This window comes from Staphylococcus caeli (assembly GCF_051413795.1).
Taxonomy (GTDB): domain Bacteria; phylum Bacillota; class Bacilli; order Staphylococcales; family Staphylococcaceae; genus Staphylococcus; species Staphylococcus caeli_A.
This window is the reverse complement of record NZ_JBOIRQ010000005.1, coordinates 23,222-41,780: the sequence shown is the minus strand read 5'-3', so window position 1 is coordinate 41,780 and position 18,559 is coordinate 23,222. Positions and strand designations below refer to the sequence as shown.

Annotated in this window: 14 protein-coding genes; 6 read left to right on the top strand and 8 right to left on the bottom strand. The window is 34.9% G+C overall.

The window, feature by feature from the left end; genetic code table 11:
* Positions 1-178: 178 nt before the first annotated feature.
* From ACSULM_RS04165 to rpmH, 7 genes are all read right to left on the bottom strand, one after another.
* A complete protein-coding gene (locus ACSULM_RS04165) occupies positions 179-1,630 on the bottom strand; it encodes a carbon starvation CstA family protein (RefSeq protein ID WP_436860787.1) in 1,452 nt (483 codons plus the stop codon).
* 209 nt (positions 1,631-1,839) lie between these two features.
* Entirely contained in the window at positions 1,840-2,679 is an 840-nt protein-coding gene (locus ACSULM_RS04160) for a ParB/RepB/Spo0J family partition protein (protein ID WP_436860786.1), read from the bottom strand.
* Between the two features lie 45 nt (positions 2,680-2,724).
* Entirely contained in the window at positions 2,725-3,444 is a 720-nt protein-coding gene (gene rsmG / locus ACSULM_RS04155) for a 16S rRNA (guanine(527)-N(7))-methyltransferase RsmG (protein WP_436860785.1), read from the bottom strand.
* A 1-nt stretch (position 3,445) separates the two neighbouring features.
* Positions 3,446-5,323, bottom strand: a complete 1,878-nt coding sequence (gene mnmG, locus ACSULM_RS04150; protein ID WP_436855495.1) for a tRNA uridine-5-carboxymethylaminomethyl(34) synthesis enzyme MnmG — start codon at positions 5,321-5,323, stop codon at positions 3,446-3,448.
* 15 nt (positions 5,324-5,338) lie between these two features.
* A complete protein-coding gene (gene mnmE, locus ACSULM_RS04145) occupies positions 5,339-6,718 on the bottom strand; it encodes a tRNA uridine-5-carboxymethylaminomethyl(34) synthesis GTPase MnmE (protein WP_436860930.1) in 1,380 nt (459 codons plus the stop codon).
* 163 nt (positions 6,719-6,881) lie between these two features.
* Positions 6,882-7,226 (bottom strand): ribonuclease P protein component, encoded by a 345-nt coding sequence (rnpA, locus tag ACSULM_RS04140; protein WP_436860783.1) that lies wholly within the window; start codon positions 7,224-7,226, stop codon positions 6,882-6,884.
* 222 nt (positions 7,227-7,448) lie between these two features.
* Positions 7,449-7,586, bottom strand: coding sequence for a 50S ribosomal protein L34 (gene rpmH, locus ACSULM_RS04135; RefSeq protein ID WP_000240855.1), 138 nt, complete (start codon positions 7,584-7,586; stop codon positions 7,449-7,451).
* A 713-nt stretch (positions 7,587-8,299) separates the two neighbouring features.
* Here rpmH and dnaA point away from each other — a divergent pair.
* From dnaA to gyrA, 6 genes are all read left to right on the top strand, one after another.
* On the top strand, positions 8,300-9,667 hold the full coding sequence (gene dnaA / locus ACSULM_RS04130; RefSeq protein WP_436860781.1) for a chromosomal replication initiator protein DnaA: 1,368 nt from the start codon (positions 8,300-8,302) through the stop codon (positions 9,665-9,667).
* A 241-nt stretch (positions 9,668-9,908) separates the two neighbouring features.
* Positions 9,909-11,042: a DNA polymerase III subunit beta gene (dnaN, locus tag ACSULM_RS04125; protein WP_436860780.1), complete on the top strand. Its 1,134-nt coding sequence runs from the start codon at positions 9,909-9,911 to the stop codon at positions 11,040-11,042.
* Positions 11,043-11,480: 438 nt separating this feature from the next.
* A complete protein-coding gene (gene yaaA, locus ACSULM_RS04120; RefSeq protein ID WP_178794599.1) occupies positions 11,481-11,714 on the top strand; it encodes a S4 domain-containing protein YaaA in 234 nt (77 codons plus the stop codon).
* The gene (recF, locus tag ACSULM_RS04115; protein WP_069995349.1) at positions 11,711-12,826 is read left to right on the top strand and encodes a DNA replication/repair protein RecF; all 1,116 of its coding nucleotides are present in this window, start codon (positions 11,711-11,713) and stop codon (positions 12,824-12,826) included. Before yaaA ends, recF begins: the two co-directional genes overlap by 4 nt.
* A gap of 12 nt (positions 12,827-12,838) precedes the next feature.
* Positions 12,839-14,773 (top strand): DNA topoisomerase (ATP-hydrolyzing) subunit B, encoded by a 1,935-nt coding sequence (gene gyrB / locus ACSULM_RS04110; RefSeq protein ID WP_374699929.1) that lies wholly within the window; start codon positions 12,839-12,841, stop codon positions 14,771-14,773.
* 33 nt (positions 14,774-14,806) lie between these two features.
* Positions 14,807-17,494: a DNA gyrase subunit A gene (gyrA, locus tag ACSULM_RS04105; RefSeq protein WP_436860778.1), complete on the top strand. Its 2,688-nt coding sequence runs from the start codon at positions 14,807-14,809 to the stop codon at positions 17,492-17,494.
* Positions 17,495-17,556: 62 nt separating this feature from the next.
* Here the strand turns inward: gyrA and ACSULM_RS04100 are convergent, their stop codons facing one another.
* The gene (locus ACSULM_RS04100; RefSeq protein ID WP_069995346.1) at positions 17,557-18,369 is read right to left on the bottom strand and encodes an NAD(P)H-hydrate dehydratase; all 813 of its coding nucleotides are present in this window, start codon (positions 18,367-18,369) and stop codon (positions 17,557-17,559) included.
* Between the last annotated feature and the right edge of the window lie 190 nt (positions 18,370-18,559).

The window sequence follows — 18,559 nt, the reverse complement described above, 5'->3', positions numbered from 1 at the left end:
TATGATTTATTTCATTATTAGACTATCAAAGTTTGTTAACATCTGCACTTTTTACTTTGTCTAAATGTTTTTACACCCCTTTATAACAGCTTTTTTAAGACAACCCTTAGACATACCAAAAGGGATGAGACAATTGTAATCTCTACAAAGTCTCATCCCTATATATTTTGAACACTAATTATGTTGTTTGTTGATTGGGTATCTTATAGTCTAATTCAAATTTAGCGCCTGCTGTAATTTTCTTATATTGATAAGCAAAGTAAGCAATACATAATATTGTTAAGATAAACGCCAGCACATAACTTAAATTCAAATCCAAGCCTAAACCAATTTTCTGACTTAAAATATAGCTAAAAATATTCCATGTCATAAACACTGCAGGAATCGCTGCAACCCAGAAATTCTTTTTCGCAATTAATAAATACATGGCACCTACCCATAAAGCAACAACAGCCGTCGTTTGATTGGCCCATGAGAAGTATCTCCATAGAATTGTGAAATCAACTTGCGTTAATCCAAAACTAATCACAAATAATGGTGCTGCAACAATTATACGTTTGACGATACTTCGTTGACCATAATTTAAATAATCTGCAATAATCATACGTGCACTACGGAAAGAAGTGTCTCCACTTGTTATAGGTAATACGATAACACCTAACACTGCAATAGTACCGAAGACTGACCCTAGTAACAGATGAGAAGCCTGACTTACAACCAATGCAGCTTCACCGCGGGCTAATACGTCATTCAAACCATCGTAACCATTGAACAAGCTCATACCTGCTGCAGCCCAAATCATGGCAATAATACCTTCAGCAATCATCATACCGTAAAAGATAAATCTACCATTCTTTTCCTTATTCGTAGTTCTAGATATAATCGGTGTTTGTGTTGCGTGAAAGCCTGATAAAGCACCACAAGTAATCGTAAAGAATAACAATGGGAATATCGGTGCGCCATCTGGATGCATATTGCTAAAATTCAACTCTGGAATCGGTGCACCCGTTTGAATTAAGCGAAAACCAATTCCCACAGCACTTACTAATAACAACGCACCAAATATCGGATATATACGTCCAATAATTTTATCAATAGGTAAGATTGTAGAAAGTATGTAATATACAAATATTGCAAAAATAATGATGCCTAGTGCAATACGTCCGTCCATTAGATTATGTAGTAATAATGCAGGACTTGTCACAAATACTGTACCTGTTAACAACAATAATAGAATCGAAAAAATATTAACAAAATGCTTCATGACTTGACCTAAAAATTTACCTGCAAGTTCAGGTAAGTGTGCCCCTTTATTTCTAATTGAAATCATACCGGTTAAATAATCGTGCACAGCACCAGCAAATATACAACCTACGACAATCCAAATAAATGCCACCGGTCCATAAAGTGCCCCCATAATCGGTCCAAATATAGGTCCAACACCTGCAATATTAAGTAATTGAATCAATGAATTGGAAGAAGTTTTCATCGGTAGGTAATCAACATTATCCCTTTGATTATATGCCGGTGTCGGTCTCGATGACTTAGGACCAAACATCTTATCAATGTATTTACCATACGTAAAATAACCGACGATCAATAATAAAATCGCTACAATAAAAGTAATCACGTTAGCATCCCCCTTTAAGTTAACATGAAAGCGTTTTCTCAATTTAATCATAAATTCTATATTTTCACAATATTGCAGAATTTTTTTATAAAATTTTTATACATACCTACTTACGCTTATTTTCAATTATCTAGGCGTTATTATTTGATTATAGTTCAACAAAAAAAGGCCTACCGCATGCTTACATCGGTAGGCCACTCACACTATAATTAGTGTTTGAATAATTTAATTTTTATTTCATAATAATCATCAAAATCTTTACCTTGATGTTCATATTTAATGCCACTTTGCTCAATTGATTCAAGACTCTTACCAACCGCTTCACGCGCATCGGTTAAATCTTTTTCAAATTGAAATCTTTGTGCTTTTACCTTTTCAGGACCAATTTTTTGTTTAACACGTGCTTCTGTCTGCTTAACATTTAATTTTTGGCTAATTACCGTTTCAATTAATGTTTCTTGATCTGCTTCTGATAGGCTTAACACTGCACGTGCATGACGTTCTGTTATCTTATTCTCACGTAAACGTTCTATTACTTTCGGCGCTAACTTCAATAAGCGTAACTTATTAGCTATAAAACTTTGGCTCTTACCAACACTTTTGGCTAGCTCACTCTGTGTTGTTCCACCGATGTCTAATAATTTTTTATAGGCTTCTGCCTCTTCTACCACTGATAAATTTTCACGTTGAATATTTTCAATGAGTGCGACGACCGCTGTTTCTTCATCATCTAGTTGTCTGATGATAACGTCTGCGTGCGTCTTATTTAAGCTCTGTAAGGCTCTAAATCTTCGCTCACCTGCAATAATTTCAAACATATCTTCTTCAATTGGACGTACGACAATCGGTTGTAACAAACCATGCTCTTCTATAGATTCTGCGAGTTCTTTAATTTTATTTGGCTCAAATACTTGTCTTGGTTGATAACGGTTTGGCACAATACGCTCAGTGTGAATAGATTCAACGCTATTATTATGATCCTCTTCAATATAACCAACAATGTCATCTTTATTCTTTAAACCAAATAATTTAGAAAAAGGTTTCTTCATCATTCTGCGCTCCCTCTAAATTAATTGTATTGAATTGAATTTCTTCTACTTTTCCAGTAATGGCGACTTATTCGGTGTTCCAGGTTTTCTAGGATATTTTTTAGGCGTTTGACTTCTTTTATCTATGATAATAACTTGTCTTTCACCCGCATCCTCTGGTAATTCATATGAAATCGTATCTAATACCTTCCCACCAAAGACACCTATACCAAAACGTGCATCTTCCAATTCTTCTTCACCTTTGGATGATTTTAAAGCGATAAATTTGCCGCCTTTTTTAACTAATGGCATACATAATTCACTCAATACTGAGAGTCTAGCAACTGCACGTGCAGTTACAATATCATAAGACTCTCGGCAGTCTCCCTTACCGAATGTTTCGGCACGATCATGCACAAAACTTACTTGTTCTAAGTCTAATGCTTCTGCTAATTGATTCAGAAAATGTATGCGTTTATTCAATGAATCTACAATTGTAACTTTTAAATTTGGGAAGATGATTTTCAAAGGAATACTTGGAAAACCAGCACCAGCACCTACGTCACATACTGTTAATTCTTTAGTTAAATCCGTATAAAAACTCGTCGCAATAGAATCATAAAAATGTTTTAAATAGACTTCATGCTCTTCAGTAATACTTGTTAAATTCATCTTTTCATTCCATTCAACAAGCATTTGGTAATACGTTTGAAACTGTTGTTGTTGTCGTTCTGATAGTTCAATTCCATGTGTACTGAGTTGCTTAGTTAACCATTCTACGCTCATTTTAATGCTTCACCCTTTGGATTTTACCTTGTTCAAGAAATACTAATAGTATTGATATGTCAGCTGGGTTTACACCAGATATACGAGAAGCTTGCGCGATATTTAGCGGTTTAACTTCGGCTAATTTTTCACGCGCTTCTGTCGCTAGACTATCTACTTTACTATAATCTAAATCTTCCGGAATTTTCTTCTCTTCCATGCGTTTTACTTTTTCTACTTGTTGTAAAGATTTATTGATATAACCTTCATATTTAGTTTGAATTTCAACTTGTTCTTCAACATCTGAAGGTAATTGATGTGGTTCATCTAAGATTTCTAAGATTAAGTCATATGTCATTTCAGGACGACGTAATAGTTCTAGTGCTAAAATACCATCTTTTAATCGAGAACCACCATGTGCTTCAATTATTTCTTGAACACGTTCATGTGGTTTAATACGAATACCATTTAAACGTGCTTGCTCAGATTGAATCATATCTCGTTTTTCATTAAAACGTGCATAACGTTCTTCAGAAATCATACCTAATTGATAACCTAGGTCTGTAAGTCTCAAATCTGCATTGTCATGTCTTAACAATAAACGATATTCTGCACGCGATGTTAATAAACGATATGGCTCATTTGTACCTTTAGTGACTAAGTCATCGATGAGTACACCAATATATGCATCGGAACGGCTCAAGATAACTTCTTCTTTATCTTGTACACGTGCTGCCGCATTGATACCAGCCATAATTCCTTGACCAGCCGCTTCTTCATAGCCAGAAGTACCATTTATTTGGCCTGCTGTATAAAGATTTTTAATTTTTTTAGTTTCTAATGTTGGCCATAATTGTGTTGGCACAAGTGCATCGTATTCAATCGCATAACCTGCACGCATCATGTCTGCTTTTTCTAAACCAGGAATTGTTTCTAACATTTGACGTTGTACATGCTCTGGTAGACTTGTTGAAAGCCCTTGAACATAAACTTCATTTGTATTTCTACCTTCTGGTTCTAAGAACAATTGATGACGTGGTTTATCATTGAAACGTACAAATTTATCTTCTATTGATGGACAATATCTTGGGCCAGTCCCTTTTATCATACCTGAATACATTGCTGATAGATGTAAATTATCATCAATAACTTGGTGTGTATCACCATTTGTATATGTTAACCAACATGGTAATTGATCCAAGATATATTCTGTCGTTTCAAAACTAAATGCTCTACCGACATCATCACCAGGTTGAATCTCAGTCTTAGAATAGTCAATCGTTTTTGCATTGACACGTGGTGGTGTACCAGTCTTAAATCTAACGACATCAAAGCCAAGACCTCTAAGATTATCAGCCAATGAAATTGACGGTAACTGATGGTTTGGTCCACTTGAGTATTTCATATTACCTAAGATAATTTCACCACGTAAGAATGTACCTGTTGTAATGATTACTGCCTCTGCCCAGTATTCAGTTCCAATGTTTGTACGTACGCCTTTAATCACGTCGTCTTCAATGATTAAATCGTCTACCATGCCTTGCATAATATCTAGATTTTCTTCATCTTCTATGACTTTTTTCATTTCTTGTTGGTATAACACTTTATCTGCTTGCGCACGTAACGCGCGTACGGCTGGACCTTTACCAGTATTCAACATACGCATTTGAATATGTGTTTTATCTATCGTCTTAGCCATTTGACCACCTAAAGCATCAATCTCACGTACAACAATACCTTTAGCTGGACCACCTACAGATGGATTACATGGCATAAAAGCAATATTATCTAAATTAATCGTTAGCATTAACGTTTTTGCACCTCGACGTGCTGAAGCCAACCCTGCTTCAATACCTGCATGTCCGGCTCCAATTACTATGACATCATATTTTTGAGCCATCATTTTCCCTCCTTATTATTTTCCTAAGCAAAATTGACTAAATAATTGATCAATCAATGCATCGCTTGCGGATTCTCCGATTATTTCACCTAAAATTTCCCAAGTTCTCGTTAAATCTATTTGTACCATATCCATTGGAACACCAGATTCTGCTGCGTCAATGGCATCTTGAATTGTATTTCGTGCTTGTTTCAATAGCGAAATGTGTCGTGAATTAGAAACATAAGTCATATCTTGATTTTGTACATCGCCACCAAAGAATAAATCTCTGATTTGAATTTCTAATTGATCGATACCTTCTTGTTTCAACATCGATGTCTGGATTAGTGGCATATCGCCTATCATTGACTTAACTTCTTCTATATCTAGTTGCTTTTCTAGATCCATTTTATTCACTATAACAATTGCATCTTCATTCTTTATGACTTCATACAATTTACGGTCTTCTTCCGTTAAACGCTCATTATAATTAAGTACAAATAGAATTAAATCTGCCTCGCCTAATGCTTTACGAGAACGCTCTACACCAATACGTTCAACAATATCTTCTGTTTCACGTATACCTGCCGTGTCAACTAATCTTAACGGCACTCCACGAACATTGACATACTCTTCTAATGTATCTCTTGTTGTTCCTGGTACTTCAGTCACAATGGCCTTGTTATCTTGAATAAGGTTGTTCAACATAGAAGACTTTCCTACGTTTGGCTTGCCAACTATAACGGTAGACAACCCTTCCCTCATAATTTTACCTTGAGTACCAGTATCAAGTAATTTATTGATATCTGATTTTATTTCATTTGATTTTGTTAATAAGACTTCGGTTGTTGCATCTTCAACGTCGTCATATTCTGGATAATCTATGTTTACTTCGACTTGTGCAAGGATTTCGAGAATGGATTGACGTTGTCGTTTAATCATGTCACTTAAACGACCTTCAATTTGATTCATAGCAACTTTAGATGCACGATCTGTTTTAGAACGAATAAAGTCCATTACCGCTTCTGCTTGAGACAAATCTATACGTCCATTTAAGAATGCACGCTTTGTATACTCCCCAGGTTCTGCCATACGTGCGCCATGTGTCATTGTTAGCTCTAATATTCTATTTATCGTTAAAATACCACCATGACAATTAATTTCAACAATATCTTCACGTGTAAAAGTCTTAGGTGCACGTAATACGCTAACCATTACCTCTTCTACAACTTCATTTGATTCTGGATCAACAATATGACCATAGTTGATTGTGTGTGAAGCGACCGCTTCAAGACTTTCTTTTCCTTTATATAGCTTATCCGCTATATTCACTGCATCTGCACCAGATAACCTAACAATGCCAATCGCACCTTCACCCATCGGTGTGGAAATACTCGTAATCGTATCTAAATCCATCATCCATCTCGCCTCCTTCTCAAGTTCATTTTTATCATTATAATATTGTAAGTAGTTTCCTATTAAAAAGCGAGGATATTGCTTTTCTTTTTCGTTAAGTTAGTCTTAGGTTTGTCTGACGTAAGACTTCGGGTCGTGTTAAATTCCCTCGCCCTACCCTGCTTTATATACGCTTATTAAAAGCTTTCGCTATTTTCAAAACATGTTCCAAACTTGCTTGTATTTCTAAAGTAGTCATATCCTTTGCAGGTTGCCTAGCGATGACAATGATATCCATCGGTAGTATGTCTGCTTTGTGTACTTTAAAATTTTCACGAATAGCACGCTTAATTCTATTTCTCACTACGGCATTTCCCAACTTTTTAGAAACACTTATACCTAAACGAAAATGTTCTAATTCTGCATTGACGCGTGTATACACTACAAATTGTCTATTCGCAACTGATTTTCCTTTTTTATAAATAAATTGAAAATCACTATTTTTTTTAATTCGGTAAGCTTTCTCCACCAAACATCACTCACTTATCTGTTCATTCAGACTAGGACACTATATTAAATATCCGTCTGGTTCATATGATAGGACTACAAAATCTTTATCAAACAATAAGATTTCTAAATATGTCCTCTTATCTATAACATTATTTTTCTTGAATTGCTAGAAAAATAAACGTTTTTTATCTATTTTTACTCCACTAAAACCAAAAAAAAGACCACTGACGAGTCAGTGATCTTATGCTGATAGTACTTTACGGCCTTTACGACGACGACGCGCCAACACTTTACGACCATTTTTTGTGCTCATGCGTTTTCTGAAACCATGAACTTTACTATGTTTACGTTTATTTGGTTGATAAGTACGTTTTACCATGCAAAAACACCTCCATCTTTATTCGGTTCTATACTATTATAATAGATAAATTAATATACGTTTCTGCCTTAAGTCTTGATTTAACTGTTATTAATTTCTAGTCATTATTCAAGCAACTACTACAATATAACAAAATCTATTTTATAAAGCAAGTATCAATTTAAGTCGTCTATATTATTATGAAGTTACAATTCTATCTATAACGTAAATGATTACTTCTAATGAAGAAACACATTGTATTCATCTCGCTAAATCTTTCCTGCTCAGCATCAAATCACTCTCTATACGCTTCATTCATTTTTCATACATTCTTTATAAATTATTTCTCAAGCCCACAAACTGATAAAAATTTGATATACTAGCAATCGCTTAAAGTTATCCACTTATACACAATTAATTCATTATCTTTTGTGGATAATATTAATAATATACACAGACTTTTACAGCATTTAACAACATATTCACATGTATTTGACAGACGTTCCTGTTAAAAAGTATAATTATGTGGATAAGTCATGTAGATATTGATTGATACAGGGTTTAATTTATTAAATTATATATCAAAAGCCTGTGTATAAATCACAGTAATAGAATAGTTATCCACTAAATGTGCGTAACTTGTGGATAATTATCAACATGCTGTGATTATTTTTATTTATACCTGTAGTTTTTGTGTATAACTTTTAAAATTTACGAAAGTTGGAGTTTGTTATATGTCAGAACAAGAGATTTGGGAAAAAGTCCTCATATTAGCTCAAGAGAAAGTAAGTAGTGCTAGCTATCAAACCTTTCTTAAAGATACGAAGTTACATCAATTACAAAGTAATCAAGCCATAGTCGTCACAGATGATGATTTTGTTGCGAATTGGTTAAAAATGAACTATGCAGAAATAATTAAAGCAGCTCTATACGAAGCAATTGGGCACGAAATTACACCAGTATTTTATACAGAAAAAGAACTTGAGAATGCACATACGAACAATACTAGTGATTCGCAACAAGCTGACCAGCAGACCAAACAATATACACCTGGTGTCGATGAAGCTGCTATTGGAGGCGAACAGTTCAATACACACAATACATTTGAAACATTCGTCATTGGACCAGGCAATAGATTTCCACATGCCGCAAGTCTTGCCGTAGCTGAGGCGCCAGCAAAAGCGTATAATCCATTATTTATATATGGTGGCGTTGGTTTAGGTAAAACGCATCTTATGCACGCGATTGGTCATTATGTTTTAGCGAATAATCCTGATGCCAAAGTTATTTATACGTCTAGTGAAAAGTTCACAAATGAATTTATTAAATCTATCCGTGATAATAAGACAGAACGTTTTAGAGAGAAATACCGTAATATCGATGTTTTATTGATTGATGATATCCAATTTATACAAAATAAAGAACAAACACAGGAAGAATTTTTCCACACGTTCAACGAATTACATCAAGCAAATAAACAAATTGTCATTTCAAGTGATCGACCACCAAAAGAAATTGCTAAACTCGAAGATCGTTTACGTTCAAGATTCGAATGGGGCTTGATAGTAGACATTACGCCACCTGATTATGAAACTAGAATGGCGATTCTACAGAAGAAAATTGAAGAAGAAAACCTAGATATACCGACCGAAGCATTAACTTATATTGCTAATCAAATTCAATCAAATATTCGTGAGCTTGAAGGTGCATTGACTCGTGTACTTGCATTTTCTAAACTACAGAGTGAACCTATTACAACTGAGTTAACAGCTGAAGCACTTAAAGACATCATACAGGCACCAAAATCTAAGAAAATTACAATACAAGATATTCAAAAAATCGTGGGACAATATTATAGTGTACGTATTGAAGACTTCAGTGCTAAAAAACGTACAAAATCCATTGCCTACCCACGTCAAATAGCTATGTACCTTTCACGTGAACTTACAGATTTTTCATTACCAAAAATTGGTGAAGAGTTTGGAGGACGTGATCACACAACAGTGATTCATGCACATGAAAAAATAGTTAAGGATATTCAAAATGATCCTACTTTTAAGCAAGAAGTTGAAAATTTAGAAAAAGAAATACGAAATCAATAAAACTGTACTACAACAGATTAATAAGTAGCATATTGTGGAATAATTAAGTACTTGGCTCAAAATATAAAATGTGGATAATGTGAAAAAGTAATACACACTGTGCACAAGTTATCCACAGTCTTGAAATAGTGACAGTCATCACTTATTTTGAGTTATCCCCTAATCCACAAGCCCTACTACTATTACTACTGTTTTAAAACCTATATAATTTAATATATAAACGACTGGAAGGAGTTTAGTAATGATGGAATTTACAATTAAAAGAGATTATTTTATTAATCAATTAAACGACACACTTAAGGCCATCTCACCAAGAACAACATTACCTATTTTAACGGGTATCAAATTAGAAGTTAAAAGCAACGAAGTTATACTTACAGGTTCAGATTCTGAAATTTCAATTGAAATCACTATTCCAAAACAAGTTGATGGTGAAGATATTGTTAATATTGCTGAAACAGGATCAGTTGTACTTCCTGGTCGTTTCTTTGTTGATATCATTAAAAAATTACCTGGCAAAGAAGTAAAACTTTCAACAAATGAACAATTCCAGACATTAATTACATCTGGACATTCTGAATTTAACTTAAGTGGTTTAGATCCAGATCAATATCCATTATTACCACAAGTATCTCGTGATGATGCAATTCAATTATCAGTAAAAGTACTTAAAAACGTCATTGCACAAACAAACTTCGCAGTGTCCACCTCAGAAACACGCCCAGTACTTACTGGTGTTAACTGGCTTATACAAGATAATGAATTAATATGCACAGCGACTGACTCACACCGCTTGGCTGTAAGAAAAGTTGCATTAGAAGATGACTCAGAAAATAAAAATGTCATCATTCCAGGTAAAGCATTATCTGAATTAAATAAAATTATGTCTGATAGTGAAGAAGACATCGATATCTTCTTTGCTTCAAACCAAGTACTATTTAAAGTTGGAAATGTAAACTTCATTTCTCGCTTGTTAGAAGGACATTATCCAGATACATCTCGTTTATTCCCAGAGAATTACGAAATTAAAATAGGTATCGATAACGGTGAATTTTATCATGCGATAGATCGTGCATCATTATTAGCACGTGAGGGTGGTAATAATGTTATTAAATTGAGTACTGGTAATGAGTTAGTTGAATTGTCATCAACGTCTCCAGAAATAGGTACGGTAAAAGAAGAAGTGAAAGCTAGCAATGTGGATGGTGGCAACTTAAAAATTTCATTCAACTCAAAATATATGATGGATGCACTTAAAGCCATTGATAATGACGAAGTAGAAGTTGAATTTTTCGGAACGATGAAACCATTTATCTTGAAACCAAAAGATGATGACTCTGTAACACAGTTAATCTTGCCGATTAGAACATATTAATCACTTTAAAATTTCAAATTACCTAAAAGAAGCTGAGGCAACACTATTGTCTCAGCTTCTTTTTCATTAAATCATGTTGTAATCCATTTAGAGCATCAATATAAGAAACCTTTAAAATATTTAAGGGAAATAGACCAAAAATTAAAAATGAGCCTTTAAAACGGCTTAAATTGAAAAATACATAATGTGAAGTAAATCAAATTATCATGTCCAGCATGAAAATAATTTTCGAAAATTAATATTACTTATGAATAATTCCCATATCAACTAGTCATTTTTGGTATAATATTACTTAAAGATTAACGTTATAAATAACTTTGAAACTAATTATTAAAAAATAGTTGTTATATGTTAAAAGAAATCGCTTACTAACTGTATTTCACATGAAATTTTCCGCAAAAAAAGGTATAATATATAAGTGAGCTTAAAAGAAATGGAGTGATTGATTTGGTTGAAGAAGTAATCGTTGATGGAGACATTACTTTAGGGCAATTTCTAAAGACGGAAGGTATTATTGAATCTGGCGGGCAAGCGAAATGGTTCTTACAAGATTTTGACGTCATGATTAATGACGAGCGTGAAACGCGTCGTGGTAAAAAATTAAATCACCAAGATCGTATTGTTATCCCAGAAGTCGGTTCATTTTTGATTTTACATCAAGGTGAAGAATGAAATTAAAAACACTCCAGCTAGAGAATTATCGTAATTACGAGTCAATCACCTTAAACTGTCATCCTGATGTCAATATATTGATTGGGGAAAATGCCCAGGGAAAGACGAATTTGTTGGAGTCTATTTATACTTTAGCATTAGCAAAAAGTCATAGAACATCAAACGATAAGGAACTGATACGTTTCGATAGCGACTATGCTAAAATAGAAGGTGACCTTAGTTATAGATATGGTGAAATGCCTTTAACAATGTACATCACTAAAAAAGGCAAGCAAGTTAAAATCAATCACTTAGAACAAAGTAGACTGACACAATATATTGGGCATTTAAATGTTGTGTTGTTTGCACCTGAAGATTTAAATATTGTCAAAGGTTCACCACAGATTAGACGCAGATTTATCGATATGGAATTAGGACAAATCTCAGCAGTCTATTTGAACGATTTGTCACAGTATCAACGAATTTTAAAACAAAAAAATAATTATTTGAAGCAACTGCAATACGGTCAAAAGACGGATAGTACTATGCTGGAAGTCTTAAATCAGCAATTTGCAGAATATGCGCTCAAAATTACACAGAGACGTGAACATTTTATTAAAGAACTTGAATCACTAGCTAAACCTATTCATTCTGGAATTACAAATGAACGTGAAACATTGTCATTAAAATATTTACCGAGTATCAAATTGGAGAATAATGAAAAAAGTGAGACGGAACGCTTGGAGGAAGTCTTAACTTTGCTCAATGACAATATTGAACGTGAAAAAGATCGGGGCGTATGTTTGTATGGTCCCCACAGAGATGATTTAGGTTTTAATGTGAATGGTATGGACGCTCAGACTTATGGTTCGCAAGGGCAACAGCGAACGACTGCTTTATCCATAAAACTCGCAGAAATTGAGTTGATGAATATAGAAGTAGGTGAGTATCCAATCTTATTGCTAGATGATGTATTAAGTGAATTAGATGATTCGCGTCAATCTCATTTATTGAGCACTATTCAACATAAAGTACAAACATTTGTAACTACGACATCTGTAGACGGAATAGAACATGAAATAATGAAAAATGCTAAACTTTATCGCATTAATCAGGGCGAAATTATAAAGTAACGGAAAGTGAAGGTGGAAACATTGTCAGATGTGAATAACACGGAAGATTATGGCGCTGGACAGATTCAGGTATTAGAAGGTCTTGAAGCGGTACGAAAAAGACCAGGAATGTATATTGGTTCAACTTCAGAGAAAGGTTTGCACCATCTTGTATGGGAAATCGTTGACAATAGTATTGATGAGGCCTTAGCTGGTTATGCAGATACAATCGAAGTTGTGATTGAAAAAGATAATTGGATTAAAGTAACTGATAATGGGCGTGGTATCCCAGTTGGTATTCAAGAAAAAATGGGACGTCCTGCAGTTGAAGTTATCTTAACAGTGCTACATGCTGGTGGTAAATTCGGCGGTGGCGGATATAAAGTATCTGGTGGTCTACACGGTGTAGGTTCTTCAGTTGTTAACGCATTATCTGAAGATCTTGAAGTATATGTTTTTAAAGATCGTCAAGTTTATCATCAAGCTTATAAAAAAGGTGTACCACAGTTTGATTTGAAAGTTGTTGAAGAAACAGAAGATGATAATACAGGTACAGTTATTCGTTTTAAAGCAGATCCAGAGATTTTCACTGAAACAACAACATATCAGTACGAAACATTGCAACAACGTACAAGAGAGCTCGCATTCTTAAATAAAGGTATTTCAATCACGTTGAGAGATGAGCGTGAAGAAGAAGTAAGAGAAGATACATATCACTATGAAGGCGGTATTAAATCTTACGTTGAAATGTTAAATGAAAATAAAGAGCCGTTACACGAAGAGCCAATTTATGTACATCAAACGAAAGACGATATCGAAGTAGAAATTGCATTGCAGTATAACAAAGGCTTTGCGACAAACTTACTGACATATGCAAATAATATCCACACATATGAAGGTGGTACGCACGAAGAAGGATTTAAACGTGCATTATCACGTGTGTTAAATAGCTATGGTATTAGCAGTAAAATTATTAAAGATGAAAAAGAAAGACTATCAGGTGAAGATACACGTGAAGGTTTGACTGCAATTGTGTCAATTAAACACGGAGATCCACAATTCGAAGGACAAACGAAAACTAAGCTAGGTAACTCTGAGGTACGTCAAGTTGTTGATAAGTTATTCTCCGAGTTGTTTGAACGTTTCTTATTAGAGCATCCGCAAGTAGGACGTATTGTTGTTGAAAAAGGTATTATGGCTTCTCACGCACGTCTTGCAGCGAAAAAAGCACGTGAAGTAACACGTCGTAAATCAGCACTAGAAATTTCTAGTTTACCTGGTAAACTTGCCGATTGTTCAAGTAAAGATCCATCAAGAAGTGAGATTTTCATCGTCGAGGGTGACTCTGCCGGTGGGTCTACAAAATCAGGCCGTGACTCAGAAACACAAGCAATTTTGCCATTACGTGGTAAAATCTTGAATGTTGAAAAAGCACGTTTAGATCGTATTTTAAATAATAATGAAATCCGTTCGATGATTACAGCCTTCGGTACAGGTATTGGTGGAGAATTTGACTTAAGTAAAGCACGTTACCATAAGATTATTCTGATGACAGATGCCGATGTCGATGGTGCACATATTAGAACGTTATTATTAACATTCTTCTATCGCTTTATGAGACCGTTACTAGAAGCAGGATATGTATATATTGCACAGCCACCATTGTTCAAATTGACACAAGGTAAACAAAAGTATTATGTGTTTAATGATCGTGAATTAGATAAACTTAAAGCAGAGTTAGATCCTACGCCGAAATGGTCAATTTCACGTTACAAAGGTCTTGGTGAAATGAATGCGGACCAATTGTGGGAAACAACAATGAATCCAGAAAACAGAGCTATGTTACAGGTATCATTAGAAGATGCGATTGAAGCGGATCAAGTATTTGAAATGCTAATGGGCGATGTTGTAGAGAACCGTAGACAATTTATTGAAGATAATGCAGTCTATGCCAACTTAGATTTCTAATATGATGAACTGAATTTGAAGGAGGATATCTTGATGGCTGAAATACCGGAATCAAGAATTAATGAACGAAATATAACGAATGAAATGCGCGAGTCATTTTTAGATTACGCGATGAGTGTTATTGTCTCACGTGCTTTACCAGATGTGAGAGATGGTTTGAAACCAGTACATCGACGTATATTATACGGATTACATGAGCAAGGTATGACACCTGAAAAGTCATATAAGAAGTCTGCACGTATCGTTGGGGATGTAATGGGTAAATATCACCCACATGGTGACTCATCCATTTATGAAGCAATGGTCAGAATGGCACAAGACTTCAGCTATCGATATCCTTTAATTGATGGTCAAGGTAACTTCGGTTCAATGGATGGCGATGGTGCGGCTGCGATGCGTTATACAGAGGCACGTATGTCTAAAATAACGCTTGAATTACTCAGAGATCTTAATAAAGACACGATTGATTTTATAGATAACTATGATGGTAATGAAAGAGAGCCGTCAGTCTTACCTGCAAGATTCCCTAACTTATTAGTGAATGGTGCTTCAGGTATCGCAGTAGGTATGGCTACGAATATTCCACCACATAATTTAACAGAAGTTATCAATGGAATATTGAGTTTAAGCTATAACCCAGACATTACTGTTTCAGAATTGATGGAAGACATTCAAGGTCCTGATTTCCCGACTGCAGGTATTATACTTGGTAAGAGCGGTATCCGTCGTGCGTTTGAAACAGGTCGTGGTTCAATTCAAATGCGTTCACGTGCAGAAATAGAGGAACGTGGTGGCGGTCGTCAACGTATCGTTGTTACAGAAGTTCCATATCAAGTTAATAAAGCGCGTATGATTGAAAAAATCGCAGAATTAGCACGTGATAAAAAAATTGATGGCATCACTGACTTGCGTGATGAAACAAGTTTACGTACAGGTGTACGTGTTGTTATCGATATTCGTAAAGATGCGAATGCCAGTGTTGTATTAAATAACTTATATAAACAAACACCGTTACAAACGTCATTTGGTGTGAATATGATTGCCCTAGTTAACGGCAGACCTAAGTTGATTACACTGAAAGACGCATTAGTTGAATACTTAGAACATCAAAAAGTCGTTGTAAGAAGACGTACAGAATATAACTTGAAAAAAGCGCAAGACCGTGCACATATCTTAGAAGGCTTGAGAATCGCGCTTGATCATATAGATGAAATCATTAGAATTATCCGTGAATCAGACAATGACAAAGTCGCAATGGCAAGCTTACAAGAACAATTCAAGTTATCTGAGCGCCAAGCACAAGCAATTTTAGATATGCGTTTAAGACGTTTAACAGGATTAGAACGCGATAAGATAGAATCTGAATATAACGAATTAATTGCTTATATTGAAGAATTGAAAGCTATTCTTGCAGATGAAGAAAAATTATTACAAATCGTCCGTGATGAACTTATAGACGTCCGTGAACGATATGGTGACGAACGTAAGACGGAAATCCAATTGGGTGGTCTTGATGATATCGAAGATGAGGACTTAATCCCAGAAGAACAAATCGTTATTACATTAAGCCATAATAACTATATTAAACGTTTACCAGTTTCAACATATAGAGCACAACACCGAGGCGGTCGTGGTGTTCAAGGTATGAACACACTGGAAGAAGATTTCGTAAGTCAGCTTGTAACGTTGAGTACACATGATAATGTCTTATTCTTTACGAATAAAGGCCGTGTCTACAAACTTAAAGGTTACGAAGTTCCTGAACTTTCACGTCAGTCTAAAGGTATTCCAGTAGTGAATGCCATTGAGTTAGACAATGATGAATCTATCAGTACAATGATTGCTTTGAAAGATTTAGAGAGCGAAGAAGATTACTTAGTCTTTGCAACGAAAAAAGGCCGTGTGAAACGTTCAGCATTAAGTAATTTCTCACACATTAATAAGAACGGTAAAATTGCAATTAGCTTCAAACAAGATGATGAATTGATTGCGGTACGTCTTACTGATGGAGAAGCAGATATTCTAATTGGTACATCTCACGCATCTCTGATTCGCTTCCATGAAACTGCACTGCGTCCACTTGGTCGTACTGCAGCAGGTGTGAAAGGTATTACCCTTAGAGAAGGCGATAAAGTTGTCGGTTTAGATGTGACTAGAACGGAAAGTGACGATGAAATTCTTGTTGTTACTGAAAAAGGTTACGGTAAACGTACACCAGTTAGTGATTACAGATTATCTAATCGTGGCGGTAAAGGTATCAAAACAGCTACCGTTACTGAGCGTAATGGTAATATTGTATGTATCACATCAGTAACAGGTGAAGAAGACTTAATGGTTGTAACAAATTCAGGTGTAATTATTCGTATTGATGTAGAAGATATTTCACAAACTGGTCGTGCTGCACAAGGTGTAAGACTTATCAGATTAGGTGAGAATCAATTTGTTTCCACAGTAGCTAAAGTTAAGGATGAAGATGAAGAAAACACAGAAGTGACGGAATCTGATTCCAACGACACAGAAGCTATTGAAACAAATGAACAAGCTATAGAGAATAGTGAATCTGTTATTGAAGACGAGACACCAGGTAATGCAATTCATACAGAAGTTGAAGAAACTACAACAGAAGATGATTCACGTAAAGAAGTAAGACAAGACTTTATGGATCGTGTTAACGAAGATATCGAAAATGCAGATTCTGAAGACAGTGATGATAACGAATAAGCTTAAAAAGCGATAAATAAAAGACCTACCTCAGTCGAGGTAGGTCTTATTTATGTTGAAATTTAATTTTCTAAAGTTTTCATAGCATGTGGAATTTCACTGATTAGTCTTGATGGTGGCACGACGTACATTTTTTCTGCTAATTGCTCACCAATAAAACTGTGTGTGTATGTTGCACTTGTTACGGCTTCTTCTATGTCATTAAACTGACCAACAAAGCTTGTAATCATACCGGATAAAGTATCCCCCATGCCACCCGTTGCCATTGCAGGTGTGCCAATGGGTAATTTATAGTCTTTATCTCTGAAATAAAGTTCAGTGCCATGCATTTTTAAGATAATTGTAGCTCCAAGTCGATCGACAGCTTCACGATTACGTTCATATGTTTGTTCTTCAATTGGAATACCACTTAAACGTTCCCACTCTTTTTGATGTGGTGTGAAAATGACTTTACACGTTGGAATATCTGGTTTCAATTTACTGAAAATTGTAATGGCATCACCATCTACAATAAGTGTTTGGTGTGGCTGAATATTTTGTAATAAGAACGTGATTGCATTATTACCTTTAAAATCACAACCTAAGCCAGGTCCGATTAAAATACAATCTGTATGTTCAATCATTTTTGTTAACATTTTTGTATCATTAATATCAATTACCATTGCCTCAGGACAACGTGAATGTAAAGCAGCATGATTCGTTGGATGCGTTGCTACCGTTATTAAACCACTACCACTATAAACACATGCGCGTGCTGCAAGCATAATTGCACCACCTAAGTTTGCATTGCCTCCAATTAAAAGAATTCTCCCATAATCTCCTTTATGTGTTTCATCTTTACGTTTTGGAATGCTTACTGATGATAAAGTTTCCATCTTGAAACCTCCTTTTAAACATTTAGCGTTATTTTAGTATTTTGTATTGAAAAAGATGAGCTGTTGCTTAAAATGATAAATGTTAAAGTTGGTCACCTTAATGTTCTATATAATAGAATGTTAAGCCATTTTATTTTAAGTTCCGGTTATCTTGTTTTCTCTTCGTGAATTATAAATACAATATGAAATA

Coding starts and splice junctions, on each gene's coding strand:
- ACSULM_RS04160 (WP_436860786.1), bottom strand. CDS start 2,679: ATGAAGAAACCTTTTTCTAAATTATTTGGTTTAAAGAATAAAGATGAC.
- rsmG (WP_436860785.1), bottom strand. CDS start 3,444: ATGAGCGTAGAATGGTTAACTAAGCAACTCAGTACACATGGAATTGAA.
- mnmG (WP_436855495.1), bottom strand. CDS start 5,323: ATGGCTCAAAAATATGATGTCATAGTAATTGGAGCCGGACATGCAGGT.
- dnaN (WP_436860780.1), top strand. CDS start 9,909: ATGATGGAATTTACAATTAAAAGAGATTATTTTATTAATCAATTAAAC.
- recF (WP_069995349.1), top strand. CDS start 11,711: ATGAAATTAAAAACACTCCAGCTAGAGAATTATCGTAATTACGAGTCA.
- ACSULM_RS04100 (WP_069995346.1), bottom strand. CDS start 18,369: ATGGAAACTTTATCATCAGTAAGCATTCCAAAACGTAAAGATGAAACA.
- gyrA (WP_436860778.1), top strand. CDS start 14,807: ATGGCTGAAATACCGGAATCAAGAATTAATGAACGAAATATAACGAAT.
- dnaA (WP_436860781.1), top strand. CDS start 8,300: ATGTCAGAACAAGAGATTTGGGAAAAAGTCCTCATATTAGCTCAAGAG.
- rpmH (WP_000240855.1), bottom strand. CDS start 7,586: ATGGTAAAACGTACTTATCAACCAAATAAACGTAAACATAGTAAAGTT.
- mnmE (WP_436860930.1), bottom strand. CDS start 6,718: ATGGATTTAGATACGATTACGAGTATTTCCACACCGATGGGTGAAGGT.